Source organism: Streptomyces sp. NPDC054765, assembly GCF_053612065.1.
In genome coordinates, this window is sequence record NZ_JBSHBP010000001.1 from 259417 (window position 1) to 280538 (window position 21122).

General features: G+C 71.0%; 19 protein-coding genes, 1 tRNA gene and 1 pseudogene. 9 read left to right on the forward strand and 12 right to left on the reverse strand.

Going from position 1 to position 21122, the window contains the following annotated elements; translation table 11 throughout:
• Window positions 1-111: 111 nt before the first annotated feature.
• The 7 genes from ACWGJY_RS01265 to ACWGJY_RS01295 all read right to left on the reverse strand — a co-directional run bounded on the left by ACWGJY_RS01265 (window position 112) and on the right by ACWGJY_RS01295 (window position 5870).
• Window positions 112-642: a hypothetical protein gene (locus ACWGJY_RS01265; RefSeq protein ID WP_453258720.1), complete on the reverse strand. Its 531-nt coding sequence runs from the start codon at window positions 640-642 to the stop codon at window positions 112-114.
• Between the two features lie 79 nt (window positions 643-721).
• The gene (gene pth, locus ACWGJY_RS01270) at window positions 722-1309 is read right to left on the reverse strand and encodes an aminoacyl-tRNA hydrolase (protein WP_260639141.1); all 588 of its coding nucleotides are present in this window, start codon (window positions 1307-1309) and stop codon (window positions 722-724) included.
• A 144-nt stretch (window positions 1310-1453) separates the two neighbouring features.
• Window positions 1454-2050, reverse strand: a complete 597-nt coding sequence (locus ACWGJY_RS01275; protein ID WP_453258721.1) for a 50S ribosomal protein L25/general stress protein Ctc — start codon at window positions 2048-2050, stop codon at window positions 1454-1456.
• A gap of 228 nt (window positions 2051-2278) precedes the next feature.
• Window positions 2279-3253: a ribose-phosphate diphosphokinase gene (locus ACWGJY_RS01280; RefSeq protein ID WP_350251353.1), complete on the reverse strand. Its 975-nt coding sequence runs from the start codon at window positions 3251-3253 to the stop codon at window positions 2279-2281.
• Window positions 3254-3325: 72 nt separating this feature from the next.
• The gene (glmU, locus tag ACWGJY_RS01285; RefSeq protein WP_453258722.1) at window positions 3326-4783 is read right to left on the reverse strand and encodes a bifunctional UDP-N-acetylglucosamine diphosphorylase/glucosamine-1-phosphate N-acetyltransferase GlmU; all 1458 of its coding nucleotides are present in this window, start codon (window positions 4781-4783) and stop codon (window positions 3326-3328) included.
• Window positions 4784-4914: 131 nt separating this feature from the next.
• Window positions 4915-4986 (reverse strand) — tRNA-Gln (locus ACWGJY_RS01290).
• 29 nt (window positions 4987-5015) lie between these two features.
• Entirely contained in the window at window positions 5016-5870 is an 855-nt protein-coding gene (locus tag ACWGJY_RS01295; protein WP_453258723.1) for a hypothetical protein, read from the reverse strand.
• 156 nt (window positions 5871-6026) lie between these two features.
• Between ACWGJY_RS01295 and ACWGJY_RS01300 the strand changes: the two genes are divergently transcribed.
• Both ACWGJY_RS01300 and ACWGJY_RS01305 read left to right on the forward strand, forming a co-directional pair.
• Entirely contained in the window at window positions 6027-7496 is a 1470-nt protein-coding gene (locus ACWGJY_RS01300; protein ID WP_453258724.1) for a sensor histidine kinase, read from the forward strand.
• Between the two features lie 93 nt (window positions 7497-7589).
• Window positions 7590-7886, forward strand: a complete 297-nt coding sequence (locus ACWGJY_RS01305; protein WP_453258725.1) for an IS3 family transposase — start codon at window positions 7590-7592, stop codon at window positions 7884-7886.
• A gap of 28 nt (window positions 7887-7914) precedes the next feature.
• On the opposite strand, the gene ACWGJY_RS01310 is transcribed toward ACWGJY_RS01305, so the two are convergent.
• Window positions 7915-8385, reverse strand: coding sequence for a MarR family winged helix-turn-helix transcriptional regulator (locus ACWGJY_RS01310; protein ID WP_453258726.1), 471 nt, complete (start codon window positions 8383-8385; stop codon window positions 7915-7917).
• A gap of 194 nt (window positions 8386-8579) precedes the next feature.
• On the opposite strand from ACWGJY_RS01310, the gene ACWGJY_RS01315 reads away from it, so the two are divergent.
• Both ACWGJY_RS01315 and ACWGJY_RS01320 read left to right on the forward strand, forming a co-directional pair.
• Window positions 8580-9245, forward strand: a complete 666-nt coding sequence (locus ACWGJY_RS01315; protein ID WP_453258727.1) for an isochorismatase family protein — start codon at window positions 8580-8582, stop codon at window positions 9243-9245.
• 579 nt (window positions 9246-9824) lie between these two features.
• Window positions 9825-10562 carry an SDR family NAD(P)-dependent oxidoreductase gene (locus ACWGJY_RS01320; protein ID WP_453258782.1) on the forward strand — a complete coding sequence of 246 codons (738 nt, stop codon included), beginning with the start codon at window positions 9825-9827 and terminating at the stop codon, window positions 10560-10562.
• A 201-nt stretch (window positions 10563-10763) separates the two neighbouring features.
• Here ACWGJY_RS01320 and ACWGJY_RS01325 read toward each other — a convergent pair.
• A pseudogene (locus tag ACWGJY_RS01325) lies at window positions 10764-10877 on the reverse strand (winged helix-turn-helix transcriptional regulator); the annotation flags it as partial.
• Window positions 10878-10895: 18 nt separating this feature from the next.
• Between ACWGJY_RS01325 and ACWGJY_RS01330 the strand changes: the two are divergent.
• On the forward strand, window positions 10896-11159 hold the full coding sequence (locus ACWGJY_RS01330; protein WP_453258728.1) for an IS3 family transposase: 264 nt from the start codon (window positions 10896-10898) through the stop codon (window positions 11157-11159).
• Window positions 11160-11227: 68 nt separating this feature from the next.
• Here ACWGJY_RS01330 and ACWGJY_RS01335 read toward each other — a convergent pair whose 3' ends face one another.
• Window positions 11228-11791, reverse strand: a complete 564-nt coding sequence (locus tag ACWGJY_RS01335; RefSeq protein WP_453258729.1) for an SUKH-3 domain-containing protein — start codon at window positions 11789-11791, stop codon at window positions 11228-11230.
• A gap of 8 nt (window positions 11792-11799) precedes the next feature.
• Window positions 11800-12318 carry a YwqJ-related putative deaminase gene (locus tag ACWGJY_RS01340; RefSeq protein WP_453258730.1) on the reverse strand — a complete coding sequence of 173 codons (519 nt, stop codon included), beginning with the start codon at window positions 12316-12318 and terminating at the stop codon, window positions 11800-11802.
• 320 nt (window positions 12319-12638) lie between these two features.
• Here ACWGJY_RS01340 and ACWGJY_RS01345 point away from each other — a divergent pair, with 320 nt between their 5' ends.
• The 4 genes from ACWGJY_RS01345 to ACWGJY_RS01360 all read left to right on the forward strand — a co-directional run bounded on the left by ACWGJY_RS01345 (window position 12639) and on the right by ACWGJY_RS01360 (window position 19189).
• Window positions 12639-13646: an SMI1/KNR4 family protein gene (locus ACWGJY_RS01345; RefSeq protein WP_453258731.1), complete on the forward strand. Its 1008-nt coding sequence runs from the start codon at window positions 12639-12641 to the stop codon at window positions 13644-13646.
• A 5-nt stretch (window positions 13647-13651) separates the two neighbouring features.
• A complete protein-coding gene (locus ACWGJY_RS01350; protein ID WP_453258783.1) occupies window positions 13652-16639 on the forward strand; it encodes an SUKH-4 family immunity protein in 2988 nt (995 codons plus the stop codon).
• A 247-nt stretch (window positions 16640-16886) separates the two neighbouring features.
• Window positions 16887-17981, forward strand: a complete 1095-nt coding sequence (locus ACWGJY_RS01355; RefSeq protein ID WP_453258732.1) for an LCP family protein — start codon at window positions 16887-16889, stop codon at window positions 17979-17981.
• A 164-nt stretch (window positions 17982-18145) separates the two neighbouring features.
• Window positions 18146-19189, forward strand: coding sequence for a cellulose-binding protein (locus tag ACWGJY_RS01360; RefSeq protein ID WP_453258733.1), 1044 nt, complete (start codon window positions 18146-18148; stop codon window positions 19187-19189).
• A gap of 28 nt (window positions 19190-19217) precedes the next feature.
• Here ACWGJY_RS01360 and ACWGJY_RS01365 read toward each other — a convergent pair whose 3' ends face one another.
• Window positions 19218-20750, reverse strand: a complete 1533-nt coding sequence (locus ACWGJY_RS01365) for an MFS transporter (RefSeq protein ID WP_453258784.1) — start codon at window positions 20748-20750, stop codon at window positions 19218-19220.
• Window positions 20751-21122 lie beyond the last annotated feature (372 nt).

A 21122-nucleotide genomic window follows, 5' to 3' on the forward strand; every position in this document is an offset into this window, starting at 1 on the left:
CGGCCCGTCCCCTCCCACCGGAGAGGACGGGCCGCCGCCGTATCTGCCCGGCAAAGCCCTATTGCCCTACGAGCCCTACTGCCCTACAGGCCTGCAAAGTCCTGCCGCGCCCTACAGCGCAGTGAACGCCGCGCCCAGCAACACCGCCCCCAGCAACCCCATCACCCACGCCGTACGCCGCAGCCGCATCCCCCCGGCCACCACCAGCGCCGCCAGCAGCAACGACCCCGCGAACGGCACCCACGCATGCAAGATCCCGGCCGCCCCCGTCCGCACCGCCTGCGTCGTACCCGGCTCGACCGTCACCTCGACCCGCGCGCCCTTGACCGTGTCCGGCGCCGCCGCCTGCGCAATCGTCACCGTCGACCGAGGCCGGCCATCGCCCCCCGTCGGCACATACGACCCGGTGCACCGCTCACCCTCACACGCCGACACCGTCATCATCCCGCGCTCCCGCGCCTTGACGAGCATCGCGTACTGCGCCGTGTGCCATGACGTCCACACCCCCGCCACCAGCAGGAGCAACGCCAGCAGACCCATCAGCCCGGACCGGGCGAGAAGCAACGCCCCATAGGCGCTCTCACCGACCCGCCGGGAACGACTACGTCTGACCGAACCGGTGCGCGTACTGCTTCTGGGCATGGCGGCGATCCTTGGCCATAACCCGCACCCGGTCAACCTCGGACAACGGTTCGTCAGAGCCTGACCCCCGCTGTCCCATTCAGGAGTTGTACGTACTCTGCGCCCGTTCCAAACCGTCCACGATCAGCGTCTCCACCGCATCCGCCGCACGATCCACAAAGTAATCCAGCTCACGCCGCTCCGCCGAAGAAAAATCCTTCAGCACAAAGTCCGCCACCTGCATACGACCCGGCGGACGACCGATCCCGAACCGCACCCGGTGATACTCCGCACCCAGCGACTTCGTGATCGACTTCAAACCGTTGTGGCCGTTGTCGCCACCACCCAGCTTCAGCCGCAACGCACCGTAATCGATATCCAACTCATCATGAATCGCCACGATGTTGCCGACCGGCACCTTGTAAAAATCCCGCAACGCCGTCGTCGGCCCACCCGACAGATTCATGAAAGACAACGGCTTCGCCACCACCACACGGCGACTCGACGGACCCGGCGCACCACAACGCCCCTCCACCACCTGCGCCCGCGCCTTGTGCGCCTTGAAACGGCCCCCCATCCGCTCCGCCAGCAAATCCGCCACCATGAACCCCACATTGTGGCGATTACGCGCATACTCCGGGCCCGGATTACCCAGCCCCACCACCAGCCACGGATCAGCGTCCGCCATCTCAGCCACTCCCACATCCGCCGGCAACACCCCGCCGGCCCCGACCGCAACTGCCCAGGAAACAGGCCAACCGCCACCCCGCACCCAACGGCGCGCGGCAGCGGCTGGACAACTCGCCGAGAACCCGCCTCAGCGAAAAACGACTCAGGCCTCGGCGCCCGCTTCGCCCTCACCCTCGGCGGCCTCCTCGGCCTGCGCCTCGGCCTGCGCCGCGACAACCTGCAGCACGACCGCGTCGTCCTCGACGGACAGCGACGAACCCGACGGCAGGGCAATGTCCTTGGCCAGCACCGAAGAGCCCGCCTCCAGGCCCGCGACGGACACCGTGACCGACTCCGGAATGTGAGTGGCCTCGGCCTCGATCGGCAGCGCGTTCAGCACGTGCTCCAGGACGTGCTGGCCCGGGGCCAGGTCACCCTCGACGTGGATCGGGATCTCGACGGAGACCTTCTCGCCCTTCTTCACGGCCAGGAAGTCCACGTGCACCAGGAACTGGCGGATCGCCTCACGCTGCACGGCCTTGGGAATGACCAGCTCGCTCTTGCCGTCGAAGTCCAGACGGATCAGGGCGTTCGGCGTCTTCAGCGCCATCATCAGCGCGTGGTTGTGGATCGCCACGTGCTGCGGCTCGGCACCGTGACCGTAAATCACCGCGGGAACCAGGTCGGCACGGCGCGCACGACGGGCAGCACCCTTACCGAAGTCGGTACGAACCTGGGCGGCGAGCTTGATCTCGGCCATAACAGCACTCCTCGTATCGCAGAAAACCTCTGACGGGCGTCACCCGGCCCACGACAGACCTGCTACGAAGAGCGCGTCGATAACGGACAGCCACCACAAAAGGGCGGCCTCCCTCGCCGAGCAACTCGATGAGTCTACCCGGCCGGAAGGCCGCCCCAAAGTCGATCAGCGCCGGACTACCTCACACACCGCAACGGCCCGCCCGGCACCCCTCGCTCACTGCTCGGCTCACTGCTCCTCGAAGAGACTCGTCACCGAGCCGTCCTCGAACACCTCACGGAGCGCGCGCGCGATCGTCGGCGCCATCGACAGCACCGTGATCTTGTCCAGCTCCAGCTCCGAAGGCGTCGGCAGCGTATTCGTGAACACGAACTCACTCACCTTCGAATTCTTCAGCCGGTCCGCCGCCGGACCCGACAGCACACCATGCGTCGCCGTCACGATCACATCCGACGCACCATTCGCGAACAGCGCATCCGCCGCCGCACAGATCGTGCCACCGGTGTCGATCATGTCGTCGACCAGGACACACACCCGGTCCTTCACATCACCGACGACCTCGTGCACGGTGACCTGATTCGCCACGTCCTTGTCACGCCGCTTGTGGACGATCGCCAGCGGCGCACCCAGACGGTCACACCAACGGTCCGCCACCCGCACCCGGCCGGCGTCCGGCGACACCACCGTCAGCTTGTCGCGGTCCACCTTCGCGCCCACATAGTCCGCAAGGACCGGCAGCGCAAAAAGATGATCCACCGGACCGTCGAAGAAGCCCATGATCTGATCCGTGTGCAGATCAACGGTCACCACACGGTGCGCACCCGCGGTCTTCATCAAATCCGCGATCAGCCGCGCCGAAATCGGCTCACGACCACGGTGCTTCTTGTCCTGACGCGCATAACCGTAGAACGGCACCACCACCGTGATGCTCCGCGCCGACGCACGCTTCAGCGCATCGATCATGATGAGCTGCTCCATGATCCACTTATTGATCGGAGCCGTGTGGCTCTGAATCAAAAAGCAATCCGCGCCACGCGCCGACTCCTGATAGCGGACATAGATCTCACCATTGGCGAAGTCGAAAGCCTTCGTCGGGACCAGGCCCACACCCAGCTGATGCGCGACCTCCTCCGCCAGCTCGGGGTGGGCGCGGCCGGAGAAGAGCATGAGCTTCTTCTCGCCGGTCGTCTTGATCCCGGTCACAGCAAATCTCCTCGAATCACAGTTTGCGTGCGTTCATCACGGTACGCCCCGCACGGCGCACCCCCTGCACGGTCACCGCTCGCCCTCGGAATCCTGACGAGCGGCCGAAGCCGCCTGCGCGGCGGCGCTTCCTGGCCGCTTACGCGCGACCCAACCCTCGATATTCCGCTGCTGGCCACGCGCGACCGCCAGCGAACCCGGGGGCACATCCTTGGTGATGACCGAGCCGGCCGCCGTATAAGCGCCGTCCCCGACCGTGACCGGAGCCACAAACATGTTGTCCGACCCCGTCTTGCAATGCGACCCGACCGTCGTGTGGTGCTTCGCCTCACCGTCGTAGTTCACAAAGACGCTCGCCGCACCGATATTGGTGAACTCACCGATCGTCGCATCCCCCACATACGAAAGGTGCGGCACCTTCGTGCCCTCGCCGATCGACGCGTTCTTCATCTCCACGTACGTACCGGCCTTCGCCTTCGGACCGAGATCCGTACCCGGCCGCAGATACGCATAAGGGCCGACACTCGCACCCTCGCCGATACGCGCACCCTCGGCCACCGTGAACGACACCACCGCGCCCGCACCCACCGACGTGTCCGACAACCGCGAATGCGGACCCACCTCGGCGCCCATGGCGACATGCGTCACACCGCACAGCTCCGTACCCGGGTGAACCGTCGCATCCGGCTCGAACGTGACCGACACCTCCACCCACGTCGACGCCGGATCGACCACCGTCACACCGGCCAGCATCGCCCGCTCCAGCAGCCGGTCGTTCAGCAGCCGGCGCGCCTGCGCCAGCTGCACACGGTTGTTGATCCCCAGAATCTCCCGGTGATCGGCGGACACCGCCGCACCGACCCGGTGCCCGGCCTCCCGCACGATCCCCAGCACATCGGTGAGGTACTCCTCACCCTGGCTGTTGTCCGTACGCAGCTTGCCGAGCGCATCCACCAGCAGCCGGGCGTCAAAGGCGAAGACCCCCGAGTTGATCTCACGGATCGCCCGCTGGGCGGCCGAGGCGTCCTTGTGCTCGACGATCGCGGTCACCGCGCCGGTGCCCGCCTCGCGCACGATACGGCCGTAGCCGGTGGAGTCCGGGACCTCGGCGGACAGGACGGTCACGGCATTGCCGTCCGCCGCATGCGTGTCACCGAGCAGCCGGAGGGTCTCGCCGGTCAGCAGCGGGGTGTCACCGCAGACGACGATCACGGTGCCGTCGAGGGCGACACCGCTGTTGCTCAGTTCGTCCAGGGCCGTACGGACCGCATGGCCGGTGCCCTTCTGCTCGTGCTGCACGGCGGTGCGCACGGCGGGGTCGGCCTCGGAGAGATGCGCCTGCACCTGCTCACGGGCATGGCCGACGACCACGACGAGATGCTCGGGATCCAGCTCTCGGGAGGCGGCGACGACATGTCCGACGAGGGAGCGGCCGCAGAGGGAGTGCAGGACCTTCGGGGTCGCCGACTTCATGCGGGTGCCCTCACCCGCTGCGAGAACGACGACGGCTGCCGGGCGGTTGGCGCTCACGGGGATGCCCTTCGGCTTCTTGGCTACTTCGGGTGGTGGTCACCCGAAGGATACCGGTGCGTATAGCAGCCGAAACGCGGGCGGGTCCTGACTCGGCGGTCAGGACCCGGAATCTGCTCGTTGGATGTGGGCTCCCCCGAGAGGACTCGAACCTCTAATGGTCGGACCAAAACCGACAGTGTTGCCCATTACACCACGGGGGATGATAAAGAGGATCAAACCGGACATTCCGTCAGGCTGATCGCTCAGCACCCAACACTATGCCGTACCACCAGCCTTCGATGCGACGGTATAGCTCCGCGCTTTGCGAAACGCGGATCATGAGGCAGCCGTGGTAGTCCTCCCCGACGTTCTTGCGGACGGTCTTCGGGTTGTGTTTCTTGAGTGTTGTCTTGCCGAAGGCCGACTGGTCGGCGCCCGTGAGATCGGCCCAGAACTGCTCCGCAGCCCTTACGTCGGCGGACTCATGGATGTGTACATGGAATCGCAGCCGCTCATCGCTCACGCCCAGCAGGCGAAGCCATGTGAGGTAGACCCGGATCATGTCGGGGTCGCTGTTGATGAACATGGCGCGTTCGCTGAGGCGGTACGGCTTGCTCTTGCTGCCCTCTGACCAGTACAGGCCGACGCCGATCAGAAAGAGTTCCCGGTCGGTGAGCTCACCGACCTCAGTCGTCGCGGCCTGCTTCGTCCGCCGCCGCTCCTCGTCGCGCCGCTTGAGCGTGGCCTCCCAGCCGCGCCGGGCGATGGCCGAGGCCTCTTCGGGGGTCCGGGGCGGCGGTTTCGGCAGGTCCCGTACCCACAGGGAGATCGAGCTCTTCGAGCAGCCCAGTTCGAGCTGGATCCGGTCGTAGGTCATGCCCTGCCGGCGCAGTGCGCGGGCCCGCTCGCGCAGATCGTCCTTGGCGTTCGGGCGGCGGGTCCGGTCGGGGGTGGGGATGCCTTCGAGGAGGCGGTTGAGGATGTCGTTGTTGTGGACGTGCAGGCGGTCGCGGATCTGGCGGCGGCTGAGGCCGGCGCGGCGCAGGGCGACGGCCTGCGGGCGTAACGCCTCGTAGTCGGGGTGGTCCCGATGGGTGTTCGGCATGGGAACAGAGTGCCGCGTTCAGGTGTGCCGAAGGGGCGAAAATGTGGGCGATTCAACAGTTCGAGGGATAACCGCTGGTAAGGGCTGGTAATGGGCCTGGCCGGTGGCTGATAACGGGGCGGGGGATCGGGGGCGGGCGCCCGTAGGCTGGTCGGTATGACCGCGACGGGGGCAAGTGAAGGTGTGGGCGCGCGGGGTGCGCCGGTGGAGGGGCCGTGGTGGTGGGCCCGGCGGCGGAGTGCCGTGCTGGATGTGTTTCTGGCGCTGGCTTCCACGGTGGAGTGCGCGTGGGAGGGCTCCCTTTTCGCGCACGAGGCGCAGCTTCCCGGGTTGCTGGGGGTGCTGCTCGGCCTGCTGGCGGGTCCGGTGCTGTTGGTGCGCCGGCGGTGGCCCGTGGCGGTGGTGCTGGTCTCGATCGCGGTGATGCCCGCGGAGATGGGCGGGCTGCTGAGTGTGGTGGGGCTGTACACGCTCGCCGCGTCGGAGGTGCCGCGCCGGATCACGTCGTTGCTGGCGGGGATGACTGTGGTGGGGACGTTGGTGACGACGTTCCTGAGCTTGCGGCAGGACGTGGCGACGCAGCGGGACTTCCATCCGCCGATGTGGTTCGTACCGCTGATGGCGCTTGCGGTGGGGCTGGTGCTGACAGCGCCGCCGGTGCTGTGGGGGCTGTACATCGGGGCCCGGCGGCGGCTGGTGGAGAGTCTGCGGGAACGGGCGGACGGGCTGGAGCGGGAGCTGTCGCTGCTGGCGGACCGGGCCGAGGAGCGGGCCGAGTGGGCCCGTAACGAGGAGCGGACCCGGATTGCGCGGGAGATGCACGATGTGGTCGCGCACCGGGTGAGTCTGATGGTGGTGCATGCGGCCGCGCTGCAGGCGGTGGCGTTGAAGGACCCGGAGAAGGCGTCGAAGAACGCGGGGCTGGTGGGCGACATGGGGCGCCAGGCGCTGACGGAGTTGCGGGAGATGCTGGGGGTGCTGCGTACGGCGGAGGGGGCGGCGGGGCGTGGTGCCGTGGCGTCGGGTGCGCCGGAGCGGCTGGCGGCGGTGGCTTCCCGGGCGGGGGCGAAGGCGACGGTGCAGGCGCGGTCTTCAAAGCCGTCGGCGCAGGGGGGTGCGGCGGTGTCCTCGTCGGCCGGCGGTTCCGCCGCGGGGGCGGTGTCGTCGGTGTCCGGAGTGGGGGAGGCGGATGCCGAGGGGCCGTGTCTGACGGAGTTGGCGGATCTGGTGGGGCAGTCCCGGGCGGCCGGGATGGTGGTCGAGTTGATGGTGGACGGGGCCGTCGAGGGGGAGGCGGCCGGTGCCGGGCGCCGGTATGCGGCGCGGGTGGAGCGGACCGTGTACCGCGTGGTCCAGGAAGCGCTCACGAATGTGCACAAGCATGCGCCGGGTGCGCGGGCGCGGGTGCGGCTGGCGCACCGGGACGGCGAGCTGGCCGTCCAGGTGGAGAACGGGCCCTGTGAGGGCGGTGCGGCCGATGCGGGGCTGCCGAGCGGTGGCAATGGCCTGGTGGGGATGCGGGAGCGGGTGACGGCGCTGGGGGGTGTGTTCGTCTCGGGCCCGACGGAGGCCGGGGGTTTCCGGGTCTCGGCGGTGGTGCCGGCGCCCCGGGCGGCGGCCGGCTGAGGCGGCGGCTGAGGCGGCCGTGGCGCGGCTGCCCCGTGTGACCACGCGGACCACGGCTGTCAGTACACCTTCATCAAGCTCACCACACGCCTGATGCGGGCAGAAATTGCAGCGTCCATGGGGTCGGTGGGCGATTCGTACGACAACGCGCTGGCTGAGAACCTGTGGATGCTGATCAAGACCGAGTGCATCCGAGGCCGCGCCTTCGCCACCCGGGCCGAGGCGAACCTCGCGCTCTTCGAGTACATCGACGGTTTCTACAACCCCCGCCGCATCCAGAAACGACTCGGCTACCTCAGCCCCATCGAGTTCGAGGAGAAGCACTACGCCAACCAGGCAACGTCCGAACCGGTTAACCTGAAACCCCGCAAACCCGCCCTGACCAGCTAGTCAGCACCTCCCGCACAACGGGGGAAGCTCACTGGAGGTCGGCGACCTGGCGGAGTGCTGTTTTGAATGCGGTGTATTCCGGGTCGCCCAGTGCTTGCGCGTGGCGTTCTTCAATGGCGCGCATGATGGCTGCGGCGGCTTGCATCTGGAGCAGGCCGCGGTCGGTGGGGCAGATGAGTTTGGCCCGGCGGTCGGCGGGGTCGGGTCGGCGTTCGACGTAGCCGAGCCGTTCCAGGTCGTCGATGAGTGTCCCGATGATCTGCTTGTGCTGCCCGGAGAGCTGCGACAGCTCGCTGGCGCGGATGCCGTCGGCCCTCAGGTAGGCGAGTACGGCTCCGGTGCGGGGCTGGACGTCGTCGAATCCCTGCTCGGCGAGTGAGGCGTACAGCTCTCGCTGGACGGAGAACAGCAGTCGTGCGGCGAGCACGCCGATGTCCGGATCCCTGGCTTCCAGCCCGGTCAACGCCTTCTCCCGTCCCGGCAGTCGCCCACCGCTCACCCCTGTGACCGGCGATTTTAGTCGCCCTCCACCCGGCCTCAGCTCCCGCGTCAACGGCCGGGAGGCTCAAGCCCGGCCATAGGTCCTTGCACTCCGGCACGAAGTCGGCCTACATTGAAGAAGTCATGAATCTTGACTATCAATATTTATGACTACATTGCTTGTGGGTGCAACAGGACTCAAGGAGCGGAAAGATGAACGAGCGCAGCAAGTTCCTGGACCCGATCACACGGGAGAACGCAGCCGTGGTGCTGGTCGACCACCAGGTCGGCCTCCTGTCCGGAGTGCGCGACATTCCCGTCGGCGAGCTGAAGCACAACGTGGCGGCCCTTGCACGGGCGGCAAGCGCGCTGGACATCCCGCTGGTCGTCACCACCACGGCGGCCGACAGCCTGTGGGGGCCGACCGCACCCGAGCTGGTCGAGGCGCTGCCCGCCGGGCAGAAGATCATCGACCGGAGCACGGTCAATGCCTGGCACGACGACCGGGTCCGTGAGGCCATCGTGGCGACCGGCCGACAGAAGCTGATCTTCGCCGGAGTGTCGCTGGAGGTCTGCGCGGCCCTGCCCGCTTACGCGGCCACGGCCGCCGGGTACGACGCGTATGTGGCCGTGGACGCATCGGGCACCTTCAGCCAGGCCAGGCGGGAGGCGGGCCTGCTGCGCATGCAACAGTCCGGAGTCATCGTCAGCGACTACGCCACGCTCATGGTGGAGGCCCTCGCCGACAACGCGGATCCCGCGGCCGATGCGGTCTATGCCGCTCTGGACATGCCGTTCGCCGTCCTGGTCGGCCAGATCTCGGCCGCCCACCAGCACATTTCCGCGAGCACGAAGCGTGATGACCTTCACCTGGGGTGATCATGCGGCCGGCTCGTCCCCAGGATGTCGTTCGCCCACTCCTGGGCCGCTGCGGGGGTCGGCGCGATCCCGACCACTGATGGGTGAAGTCGTCCCACTCCTCCAGGACGCGCGGCTCGTCCGGCCGGTGCCGCCGTGCACGCCATGTCGATCGGCCGGCCGGCCCTTTCCCGCATTTACTCGTTCGGCCGAACAAGCTCCCTGCGCTGCAGCACGGCACACCGGGATCGAGACCGCAAGCAGCAACCCGTAGGAACTGCTCAGGGACGACATGTGGCCCGGACTGTGGTGCCCCGCGGGGGCTCCGCCGGAGTAGCCGGGCGAGCGCCTGATCCTGCCCGCGCGTAGAAAGAGACAGGGAGTCGAGGCGACAGAGGGAGTGCCATGCGATGCGGATCGTCCTGGACCTCACCCGCTGCCAGGCGTTTACCAGCACCTCACCTCCACCGAAGCCTTCAACGACGTACTTGCCACCCTCGTGCGAGCCGCTGACCACAAACCGCTCACGCCCCAGCCATTCCTCTTGGACCAGCCGGCGTGGCATCAGGAAGGAAAGGTGCGGCTGTGACCACCACGTCGATGGCGGGGAAAGTCGCGCTGGTGACCGGGGCGACCAGCGGCATCGGGGCAGCCGCTGCGGAAACGCTCGCCGAGCGCGGCGCGCACGTACTGGTGGCGGGCCGGGACCGAGGACGCGGCGGGGCCGTCGTCGAGGCCATCCGGCAACGTGGTGGCACGGCGGACTTCGTGGCCGCCGACCTCCTGGACGCCGACTCGTTGAGACAGCTGGCTCGGCAAGCCGTCGAACTGGGCGGTGGTCGGGTGGACATCCTGGTCAACGGCGCGGGCATCTACCCCTTCGGGCCCACCGAGCAGACGCCGCAGAGCGAGTTTGACGCCGTCTACGCGTTGAATGTGAAGGCCCCCTTCTACCTGGTGGCGGAACTCGCGCCGGCGATGGCCGAGCGGGGCAGCGGGGCGATCGTCAACGTCAGCACCATGGCGGCCGAGCTCGGCGTCCCGGGAATGGCGCTGTACGGCTCGAGCAAGGCGGCCGTGAACCTGCTGACCAAAGCCTGGGCTGCCGAATACGGCCCGCGCGGGGTCCGGGTCAACGCCGTACAGCCCGGTCCGACGCAGACCGAAGGCACGGCAGGCATGAAAGCGGACCTGGACACCATGGCATCCCAGGCGCCCGCCGGACGGCAGGCTACCCCGAGGGAGATCGCCGAGGCGATCGTGTATCTGGCCGGCGGCGCCGCGAGTTTCGTGCACGGTGTGGTGCTGCCCGTCGACGGCGGCCGCACAGCCGTGTGACCGGCACCGCCGATCCGGTCGTGCGGGTCGATTCTTGGAAACGACAGGTGTTGCTCCTCGCCTCACTGGATCTGGTTTTCAACGGCTCGGCATGATCGGCATGCGTGATACTGCCGGCGAGCCGGTGTTGCCTGGTCGATCAGGTACGACCGGTGCGTCCCGGCCCTGCTCAAGGCCGTTCGGTGCATGTCCGGACCAGCCTTACGCCTCCGCGGGGATGGCCGGTCGTGTCGCGTAGCGGTGGCGCATGGCGTCGCTGGCCGCGGGGCCTGCGGTGAAGACGTAGGTGGCGCTGTCGTCGAGTCGGCGGCCGGTACAGCGTCCATGGGGTCGGTGGGCGATTCGTACGACAACGCGCTGGCCGAGAACCTGTGGATGCTGATCAAGACCGGGTGCATCCGAGGCCGCGCCTTCGCCACCCGGGCCGAGGCGAACCTCGCGCTCTTCGAGTACATCGACGGTTTCTACAACCCCCGCCGCATCCAGAAACGACTCGGCTACCTCAGCCCCATCGAGTTCGAGGAGAAGCACTACGCCAACCAGGCAACGTCCGAACCGGTGAACCTGAAACCCCGCAAACCCGCCCTGACCAGCTAGTCAGCACCTCCCGCACAACGGGGGAAGCTCAGCCCGCCACCGTACCGCACCGAAGCCCTACGGGCGGGTCAGCCGTCACCGGGTGCCGCAAAGCCGAGCCGGCTCGGCCGCGTTCCCTGTACCAGTGTTCCGAGGGCGGTGTCGAGGTCGGGGCCCAGGTACCAGTCGCCGGTGTGGTCGAGGCTGTAGACGCGGCCTTCGGCGTCGATGGCGAGGGTGGCCTGGCCGTAGATGGTGCCGTCGGGGCCGGTGAGTTCTTCGCGGCCGAGGGGGGCCACGTCGGTTTCCAGGGCGCGGCCGAGGTCGCCGAGGGTGCGGGCGAGGTGGAGGCCGTGGAGGGGGTGGAGGGTGAACGGGGTGGGGGCGATGTGGCGTCCGGGGCCGGGGCCGGTGATGTGCAGATCGCCGAATTCGGCCCAGGCCTCGACGGCGGCGGGGAAGACGGTGTGGCGGTGGCCGGCGGGGGAGGCGTGGGCGCGGAGGGCGTCGGCCCAGTGTTCGGCCTGTTTTATGTCCCAGCGGCCGGGGTGCCAGCCGGCTTCCTGGAGGGCGACGTCGACGGCGGCGGGGAAGCGGGTCGAGTCGGGCCGGTCGTGGGCGGGGGTGCGGGGGCCGGGTGTGGTGGGCGGCATGGTGGCGGTCAGCTTCCTGTGGGCGTGGTGCCGCTGATGGGCATGACGCCGAAGTGGGCGAGGAGTGCGTCGCAGGAGCGGCAGGGTGGGGCGTAGCTGCCGTGCTGGGGGTCGCCGTCCTCGCGGATATGGCGTGCGGTGATCTTGGAGTGTTTCAGGGAGCGGCGGGCTTCGCCGTTGGTGAGGGGTTTGCGGGAGGCGCGTTTGCCGCGGTTGCCCTCGACGGCGGTGAGGTGGCGGGAGAGCAGGACGGCTTCGGGGCAGCGTCCGGTGAAACGTTCGCGCTGTGGGGTGGCGAGGGTGTCGAGGAAGTCCTGGACCAGGGGGTGCAGGGCGGGGGGCTGTTCCGCCTTGCTCGCGGTGCAGGTGAGGGTTTGTCCGCGTACCGACAGGGCGGCGCCGATGGTGGGGAGGATGCCGTCGCGGCGGTGGTGGAGGGCGGGCGCGCGATGGGCGTCGGCGGTGCCGCTCCAGCCGATCCGGGGGTCGCCGGCGGCTGAGTTGTGGTGGCGTGCGGTGGTGCTCATGGTGGTGCTTTCCCTCCCCGAATCCCCGTGGTACTGGGGGTCCCCCCGCCGAAGGTGGGGGAGGGTCAGCCTGCCAAATGTGCTGGGCGTTGCGGTAGTCGGGCGGCCTGTCGGCGATGTCACGGTGGGCTGACGGGGCATCGGCCGGGGTGGAACGGGGCTGGTGGGCGGGGTGGTGCGCGGGGGGCTCGGGGGTGGTGTGGCGGTGGGTGACGCCGGTGTGTCGCGGGGCTGACGTGCGGGGCAGGCGGGCGGGGGCGGGTGTTGCGGTACGACATAGGCTGTGCCCCAAAGCCAGCTTCAGCCAGGGGGCAACCGCGATGACGACAGGTCGGCAAGGGCTGGGGGCATTCCCCGGCCCCCGGGCGGCGGGAGATGCCGCCCCACCGAATACGGCCTATGCCGGGCAGGTCGTGCACTTTCCGGATCCGGTCCGCGCCACCCGGTATCCCGCCGGAGTGCGGGTGGACGACCGCGGTTTCCCGGAGTTCTCGCCGTATGCGCGCGCCGCGGCGGAGATCGCCGAGCCGCCGGAGGGTTTCGGCGTCGACGAGCTGCGGCTGACGGACTATGTGTCGGCGAACGCGGCCTTGCACGCGCAGGGGCACGAGCTGTGGATAGAGGTGCCGGCGGTGGCGACGCCGCACGGCTGGACCTGGCATCACGTGGCCGGTACCCGGCGGATGGAGCTGATCCCGGTCGAGGTGAAGGCGCTGTTGCGGCATCACGGGGGGCTGGCGACGGCCGCCGTGGCGCACGACAAGCGCGGTACCCGGCCGTTGCAGGAGACGCGGCCGGCGCACTTCGGGCTGCCGCACCGTGATCTGTCGGTGAGCGAGGAGCAGGTGGCGCAGGCCGAGGAGGTGCTGGGCTACCGGCTGCCGGGTGCCTACCGGTCGTTCCTCAAGGCGGCGGGCGGCTGTGCTCCGGTGGGTGCGGCGCTGGACGCGGAGTTGGGGCTGCTGGTCGACCAGCCGTTCTTCACGGTACGCGATGACGCCGCGGTCAACGATCTGGTCTATGTGAACAAGTGCCTGCGGGACCACTTCACCAAGGACTACCTGGGTGTGGCGTTCGTGCAGGGCGGTGTGGTCGCGGTGAAGGTGCGCGGCGAGGCGCTCGGTTCGGTGTGGTTCTGCCCGTACGACGATGCGCGGGACCGGGACGGGTGGACGGTGCAGGAGCGGGTGGAGCGGCTGCTGTTGCCGTGCGGCGCGGATTTCGATGACTTTCTGCAGCGGCTGGCGGGCAATCCGCCGGAGTTGGACACCGTGGCGGATTTGATGGTCGACGGCGGATTTGCGTACGCGGTTGCGGTAGGGGGTTGAGCGCGGTGGTGACGTTCGCGCAGGCGCAGGAGCGCGCCGAGCGGTGGGTGAACGGCGAGGTGCCGGCGCCGCTCCAGCGAGAGGTGCGGGTGCGGGAGTTCGATCTGGGCTTCGTGGCCTGGGCCGAGGACCGGGAGGGCGGTCCGTCGACGGGCTCGGCATCCGAGGGGCACGATCAGAGCCGGGGCGGAGCGCAGTGGAGCGGCGGCCGGGCCCGGATGGTGATCGCGCGGGACAGCGGGGAGACGACGCTGTGGCCGGGGCTGCCGGTGGGTGAGGTGATCCGGCGTTACGAGGAGGCGTACGGCGCTCCCGCGGACGGCGGCCACGGCGTGGCCGAGGCGCCGCCGCAGCGGATCGATCTGGAGGCCACGTCGTTTCTGCTGACGCCGCCGGAGTGGCTGCAGGAGGCGGCGGATGCGCGGGGGGCGGCGAACACGGGGTCTGTGGGGTCTGCGGGGTCTGTGGGGTCTGCGGGGTCTGAGGGGTCCGCCGATGCGGTCTCGGGGGCCGCGCCGTCGCCTGCGCCCGCACCGCCGCCCGCACCGTCGCCCGCGCCCGAGTTCGCGTCTGCTCCCGTGCCGACGGCCGCGGATGCCTGGGCCGAGGTGAGTGTCAACGGCGCCGGCGGTGGGGCCGGCGAGCAGGCGGCGCCGGGTGCGGGGGCCGGTGCGTCCGGTGCGCCGACGCCCTGGGCCGGGGCGGACACGACGTCCGGCGCGGGCGGCGAGGACCGTTCGGTGGGGCTGCCCGCGACGGTCTTCGCGCCGCCGCTGGCCGGTTTCGACGAGGAGGACGCCACCCCGTCGATGCCGCGGACCCGCCCGGAGGCCAGGACCGAACTGCTCCACGGCGGCAGCCAGTTGCCGCGTACCCAGGTCGCGCCCGCGCTGGGGCTGCCGGGCGAGGCCGGGCCCGACGGCGGTCCGGCCGGCCAGGCACGCCCGGCCGGCGGGCTCGGCGGCGTTCCGCTGCCGCCCCCGATGCCGTCCGCGCCGCCTGCCGTGACGGCGCTGCCGGACCTGCCGCCGCCGTCCGGGCCGCCGGTCGTCGATCTGCCGCCCCCGCCGGGTGCCGGTGCACCCGCCCCTTCCGGTCCCGCCCCTTCCGGTCCCGGCGTACCCGGCCCGGGTGTGCCGCCCGTCCCGCCCGCGGGCGGTGGGGTGCACGCCGCGGCGACGATGCTCGCCGACGGTTCGTCGCTGCCCGGGAACGCCGCCACGGGTCCGCCCCCGCCGGCCGGCGGCTATGTGCCGACGCAGCTGGTCTCGCAGCTGGATGCGGCGGACCTGGATCTCGGTGCGGTGGATGGGCCGGGCGGGGCGGGTGAGCCCGGTGGTTCCGACGGTGCCGGTGCCGGTGCTTCCGGTGCGGGTGCCGGTTCCGGCGGTACGGGTTCCCCCGGCACCGGCACCGGTGGGGTGCACGCCGCCGCGACGATGCTTGCCGACGGCGCGGCCCTGCAGGCGGGCCTCGCCGGTGCCAACGGGCCGGGCGGCGCTGCCGGCGGACCCGGTGTGCCCCCGCCCGCGCCTCCGGGCCCGCCCGGTGCGCCCAAGCCTCCCGGTGCGCCTGGTGTGCCTGGTGTGCCCAAGCCTCCCGGTCCTCCTGGTCCTCCTGGCCCGCCTGGTCCGCCTGGTCCGCCCGGCAGGACGGCTGGGCCCGCGGGCGGCCGGGGCTCCGGTGGCCAGGACGGTCCGCCCCCGCCGTCCGCACCGCCGTCCGCCCCGCCCGCCGCGCCGGTCGCGGGCGGCCCCGGTGGCGGTGGGGTGCATGCCGCGGCGACGATGCTCGCCGATGGCGCGGCGCTGTCCGGCCCCGGCCAGGGTGCTCCCGGCGGCCCCGGTGCGCCGGGCGTTCCCGGTGTGCCGCCGTCGGCCGGGCCCGGCGTCCCGCACCCGGGCCCGCCGCCCGGTCAGCCCGCCCCGCCCGGACCTCCGCCGGGACCGCCCGGTGGGCAGGGCCCCGGCGGCGGTGCGTACGGCTATCCGCAGGCGCCCGGCGGTCAGCCGACCGTGGGACCGGGCTATATGGCCGTCCTGAGCTATCGCGCGCCGGACGGCTCCGAGCAGAAGATCGTGCGTCGTTCGGCGCCCGGTACGCCGCATCCGGAGTGGCAGCTGCTGCACGAGCTGCGCGGGATGAACATCCCCCCGCAGCAGGTGCTGGAGCTGCACACGGAGCTGGAGTGCTGTGATCTGCCGGGCGGTTACTGCGCCCGGATGATCCGGGACAACTGGCCGCAGGTGCGGATCAGTCACACCGCCGCGTACGGCCACGACCATGCCTCGCGGCAGCAGGGCGTACGTCATCTCGTCGAGCATCAGGGCGAGTTGCACCAGGTCGCCGACGGTCCGGCGCGGCCGGCGCCGGTGCGGGTGCCGCTGCCGCATCCGTCGCAGGTGCAGCCGGTGCCACCGGTGCCGCCGCAGGCGATCGGGCAGGAGCTGGAGCAGGCGTTCGGGCCGCAGGGGATCTTCCGCTTCGACCAGCGGGCGGTCTCCCGGCAGGGGGTGCCCGATGTGGTGGCGCAGACGCTGGTGTGGTCCGGGCTGCCGGTCGACTTCGGGCCGTTCTTCTGGGCGCAGGCGCAGCCGGGCCGTCCGGTGCCGACGCTGGCGGAGCTGGCGGCGGAGCGGATGGTGCAGCCGGCGTCGGATGCCGGTTCGTATCTGGTGATGGGCAATGACTTCGGCCGTCAGCTGTGTGTGCAGTACGGGACCGCGCACATCGTGGCGGTGCCGATGGAGGCGGGGCCGGGCGGTGCGCCGGCGGCGCCGCAGTTCGTGAACTCGGGGCTGCCGGAGTTCACGCGCTGTCTGGCGATGCTGGGGCGGATGTGGCGGCTGCGGTACGGGCTGACGCCCGAGCAGGCGGGCCGTTGGACCGTCGACTTCCAGGCGCAGCTGGTCGCGCTGGATCCGCCCGCGCTGGGTTCTCCGGAGACCTGGTGGTCGGTGCTGCTGGAGCAGATGTGGGACGGGCTGTTGTAGGGCCTGGGCGGCAGGTCGCGGCCGGGGCCGCGGCGGACCCGGTCACGGACCCGGACCCGGTCACGGACCCGGACCCGGACCCGGACCCGGCGGCAAGGCCCGCCGTAGGGCCCGCCGTAGAGCCCGCCGCAGGGCCCGCTGTAGGGGTGCTGCGGCAGTGACAGGGCCGGGGCGCCGGGCTCCCCGGTAGCGGCACGGCCAGGGCGCTCGACCTGCGGGACGGGTCGGGTGCCCTGACCATGCGTATATGGGCCGTCCGATATCCCCGTTGTCGCAGCCGTCGCGGGCGGCTGCGACAACGTACCGGGCGCGGTTTCCGCGCTGGTGGCACCGGCGGCGGACCGCCAGGTCCCTGCGCGGTCCGGGCCCGCCCCGGCGCCGTTGGGCGTGGCTGGTCTGGCTTCTGGCGACGCTGCTGGTGCTGGCCGTCGTGCTGGTCGTGGGCGGTGCCTGGCTGTATTCCTCGGCGGGGCGGCAGCTGCGGCACAAGGATGCGCTGGGCGATTACCCGGGGCGGCCGCCCGCGGGCAAGGGCACGAACTGGCTGCTGGTCGGCTCGGACAGCCGGAGCGCGCTGACCCCGCGGCAGCGCCGGGATCTGCATGTCGGCAACGACCGGGTGCAGAACACCGACACGATCATGGTGCTGCACTACGGCGATCACGGATCCACGCTGGTCAGCCTGCCGCGCGACAGCTACGTCCCGATACCGGGCCACGGCAGCCGGAAGATCAACGAGGCGTATGCGGACGGCGGTCCGAAGTTGCTCACCCGAACGGTGGAGCAGGCGACCGGGCTGCGGATCAACCGCTATGCCGAGGTGAACTTCCTGGGCTTCGTGCAGGTCGTGGACGCGCTGCACGGTGTGCGGCTGTGTCTGGACAAGCCGTTGCGGGACGAGAAGTCCGGCGCGGACTTCCCGGCGGGCTGCCGGCGGATGAACGGCACACAGGCACTGGCGTACGTACGGGCCCGGTATACCGACCCCGAGGGTGACCTCGGACGGGTGAAGCGTCAGCGGCAATTGCTCGGTGCGGTGGCCGAGGAGATGGCTTCCGCCGACGTGTATCTCGACCCGTCCCGGTTCAGGCGGGTGCTGGACGCCGCGCTGGCGGCGTTGACCGTGGACGACGGTGCGGACCTGGCGCGGGTGCTGGATATGGGCTGGTCGATGAAGCAGATCGCCGGGGGCCGGGGGACGGCGACGACGGTTCCGGTGACCCGGCCCGGGGTGATGGTGAGCGGTGTCGGGTCGGTGCTCCAGTGGGAACAACCCGAGGCGAGGCAGCTGTTCCAGGCCCTGCGCAACGATGATCGGATGCCGACTTCTGCCGATAAATAACGCATCCTGGTGGGGTGGGTCGGCCGGCGGGCCGCGATGCGGCGGCTTCGGCGCGATCCCCGGAAAGTGCGGGTCACCGCACGGTGCCGCACAAAATCATGCGGATGGCAGCGGAACGCCGCGGGTCGCGCGCCTGCAGTGCGCGGCGGAGAGGGGCTTGAGGGATGAGTGCACCGGTTTCGCCTCACGGGTTCGAGACCGTACGAGGGCGTGGCTACCGGCCGGAGGATGTGGACCGCCGCGTCGAGGGGCTCTCGGTCGACCGTGACTCCTGCTGGGAGCGCGCCGCACGGCTCACCGTTCTGTCCAACGAGATGGCGGCCGAACTCGCGGAGCTGCGCGCCCATCTGGCGCAGCAGCCGCCGCAGACGTACGAGTCACTCGGCAAGGAGGCCCGGCTGATCCTGACGACCGCGGAGTCCGAGTCGGCCCGGCTGCGGGCCGAGGCGCGGCAGGCGGCCGAGCAGGCCCACGGCGGGGCCGCCGCCCATGCGGACGAGGTGCGGGACGCGGCCGAGCGGGCGGCGTACGCGGTGCGCGCCGAGGCGGACACGCGGGCCCGGCGGACGGAGAAGGCGGCGCGCGGTGAGACCACGGAGCTGGCGGCCGTGGCGGCCGAGGACGCCGAGCGGCTGCGGGGCGAGGCCGCCGAGGGGCTGGCCCAGGTGCGGCGGCGCACCGCGCAGCTGCTGCGTGACCAGGAGACGCGGCAGGTCGAGGAGTGGGACGCGGCCGGGCGGGACATCACGGCGCGGGAGGCGGAGACGGACCGCCGGGTCGCGGAGCTGGACGCCCGCGGGAAGGCCGTGCGTGCCGACGCCCGGCGGCTGTACGCGGAGGCCGAGGAGGAGTCCCGGCACCGCCAGGAGGACGCCGAGGACCGTGCCGCCGGGCTACTGGCCCGCGCCCACGCCGAGGTGGACCGTGTCGAGCGGACCACGGAGCGGATCCTGCGTACCCATGACACGGAGTGCGAGGAGGCCCGGGTCCATATGACCCATGTGCGCAACAGCCTGGCGGCGCTCACCGGGAAGCCGCCGGCGGGGGAGGGGGACGACGGAATCGACGGAATCGACGGGGACGACGGGGACGCAGAAGGGGGAGCGGCCGGGGCAGGCGTACGGGACTCCGGCGCCGTCGTCGGCTCGGATGTGGCGGACACCCTGGAGACGCAGCTGCCCCGTGGGGGCGGTGGCGCGGGCGCCTGACCGTACGGGCTCGGCCGGGGGCCGCGGGCTACGCCCCGTCCGGCTCGCCCTCGCCCGGCTCGCCCTCGCCCGGCCCGCCCTCGCCCGGAGCGCGGGCGTCCGCATGCACCGGGAAGTGCCGCGGCGCCAGCAGCAACAGCGCGGCCAGCGCGAGCGCGGCCGCCGCGGCGGCGCCGAGGTAGACGTGGTCGACGGTGGCGTCGACGGCGCGGCGGAGGTAGTCGGTGGCGTGGGTGGTGAGGGCGCCGGGGTGCTGGAGGGTGTGCGAGACCGCGTCGAGGTCGCCGGGCAGGCCGGGGCGGATGTCCGAAGGGGCGTGGGCGAGACGGTCGTTGAGGGTGGCGTTGGCGAGCGCGCCGAAGAGCGCGGCGCCCAGGGACTGGCCGACCTGGCGGCAGAAGAGTATGGAGGCGGTGGCGGTGCCGCGCTCGGCGTAGCCGACCGAGGACTGGACGCCGATGATCAGCGGCAGCTGGAAGAGGCCGAGGGCCGCGCCGAGCGCCAGCATGATCAGGGCGGGCTGCCAGGCCGCGCCGGGGTAGGGCAGCAGGGGGAAGGCGAGCAGGATCAGGCCGGCCGCGCCGATGCCGAGCACCGCGCAGGTGCGGATGCCGAGCCGGTTGTAGACATGGCTGCTCAGGGCGGCCGAGACCGGCCAGCTCAGGGTCATGACGGAGAGCACGAAGCCGGCGGCCGTCGGTCCCAGGCCCAGTACGGACTGTGCGTAGGTGGGCAGGAACACCGTCGGGGCGACCATCAGCAGGCCCAGGGCGCCCAGGGCGAGGTTGACGGCGGAGATGGTGCGGCGGCGCCAGACCCAGCCGGGGATGACCGGTTCCGCGGCACGGCGTTCGATCAGGACGGTGAGCGCGGCGCACAGCGCGCTGCCGCCGAACAGCAGCAGCGAGGGCGCAGAGCTCCAGGCCCAGGCCACGCCGCCCTGGACCAGGGCGGTCAGCAGCAGTCCGCCGCAGGCGAAGATCGCCAGCGCGCCGGGCCAGTCGACCCGGGGACGGCGGGCCCGGGAGTCCGCCCGGCCGCGTTCCGGCTCGGTGAAGTACCGCACGATCAGCCAGAGGGCCACCGCCCCCACCGGCACATTGACCAGGAAGATCCACCGCCAGCCGGCACAGGCGGCGAGCAGTCCGCCCAGTGCGGGTCCGGCGACCGCCGAGGCGGCCCAGACGCTGGAGAGCCTGGCCTGGATCTTGGGGCGTTCCTTCATCGGGTAGAGGTCGGCGGCGATGGTCTGGACGGTGCCCTGGAGGGCGCCGCCGCCCAGGCCCTGCACGACCCGGAAGGCGATCAGTGAGGCCATGTTCCAGGCGCCCGCGCAGGCCGTCGAGCCGACGAGGAAGAGCACGATGCCGGTGATCAGGATGGGCTTGCGGCCGAAGGTGTCGGAGAGCTTGCCGTAGACCGGCAGGGTGACGGTGACGGCCAGCAGATAGCCGGAGAAGAGCCAGGAGAAGACGGCGAAGCCGCCGAGGTCCCCGACGATCTGCGGGATGGCGGTGGCGATGATCGTCGAGTCGAGCGCGGCCAGTGCCATACCGAGCATGAGGGCGGCCACGACGGGGCGTCGGCGCGGGTCAGCGGGCACCGGGCCCGCCGTCCGCAGGGTGTCGCGTTCGCTGTGGCCGGTAGGTCGCACGCTGTTGCTCACCGTTCCCCCTCCGCAGGTCCCTGTATGGTGCACCCTTCCATGCGGGCGGGAGCCGGGGAACCGTGTTTCCGGGCCGGGGAACCGTGTTTCCGGGCCGTGGGGCCGTGTTTCCGGTCCGGGCGCGTCCCAACTGGCTCCCGGGCGCGACCGGTTGAGGCGCTTGACGGCAGAAGTGGCCCAGGTCACAGGGGTGTCCGCAGGGGGAGTTTCTCCGGTGCACCCGCCCCTTCATGCGTCGGGCGCATCCGGGCACAGTGATCGAGTCCG